Origin of the sequence: Slackia isoflavoniconvertens, assembly GCF_003725955.1 — a bacterium.
Taxonomy (GTDB): Bacteria; Actinomycetota; Coriobacteriia; order Coriobacteriales; family Eggerthellaceae; genus Slackia; species Slackia isoflavoniconvertens.
The window spans coordinates 1-1,018 of sequence record NZ_QIBZ01000035.1; the positions used below are offsets into that span (position 1 = coordinate 1).

A 1,018-nucleotide genomic window follows, 5' to 3' on the forward strand; every position below is an offset into this window, starting at 1 on the left:
GAGGAGGCGGTGAAGTCCGAGCTTCGCGAGCTGGTCAGGAAAACCATCGAGGAGACCATCAACGCCATGCTCGACGAGGAGGCCGACCAGCTTGTGGGCGCGGGCCCGTACGAGCGAACCGACGAGCTCGCGGCGTACCGCGCCGGGCACTACGAGCGCGGATTCACCACGACGTCGGGCCGGGTCACGATCAAGATGCCCAAGCTGAAGGGCATGCGCTTCGCCACCGCCGTCGTCGAGCGCCGCAAGAGGCGCGAGACCAGCGTCGAGGAGGCCATCATCGAGATGCGCCTGGCCGGGGTGTCCACGCGCCGCATCGAGGACGTCAGCGAGATCCTGCGGGGCGCGGGCGTCTCCGCCGGCACGGTCTCCAATCTCAACGACAAGGCGTTCAAATCGGTCGAAGAGTGGCGGTGCCGGCCGCTGACCTGCGAATACCCGTACGTCTACGTCGACGGCATCTACCTGAAGCGCAGCTGGGGCGGCTCCTACGAGAACGTGGCGGTCATGGTGGCGATCGGCGTGAACGAGGACGGCTACCGCGAGGTGATCGGCTGCGCCGAGGGCTTCACCGAGTCGTCGGAATGCTGGCGCGACTTCCTGTCGTGGCTCAAGTCCCGCGGGCTGCGCGGCGTGCGCATGTTCGTGGGCGACAAGGCGGCCGGCATGGTCGGCTCGATCGCCGAGGTCTTCCCCGACGCCAAATACCAGCGCTGCACCGTGCACTTCTACCGCAACGTCCTCGCCAAGGTTCCGAAATCGAAGAGGCCGCAGGCGGCGGCCATGCTCAAGGCAATCCACGCGATGGAGTCTCGCGAGGCGGCCGCCGCCAAGGCCGAGGCCGTGGCCGACGGCCTGGAATCGATGCGGCTCAAGGAGGCCGCCAAGGTGGTGCGCGGCGGGTATGCCGAGACGCTGGCGTGCTGCGAGATGCCGCGCGAGCATTGGCGGCGCATCCGCACGAACAACGCGATCGAGCGCCTGAACAGGGAAATACGCCGTCGCATCCGCGTGGTCG

1 protein-coding gene is annotated in these 1,018 nt (G+C 67.8%); it reads left to right on the plus strand.

Annotation, left to right across the window (positions count from 1 at the left end; genetic code table 11):
• Positions 1-1,018 (plus strand): IS256 family transposase (locus tag DMP05_RS09620; protein ID WP_123220237.1); only part of this gene is annotated, 1,018 nt, incomplete at both ends.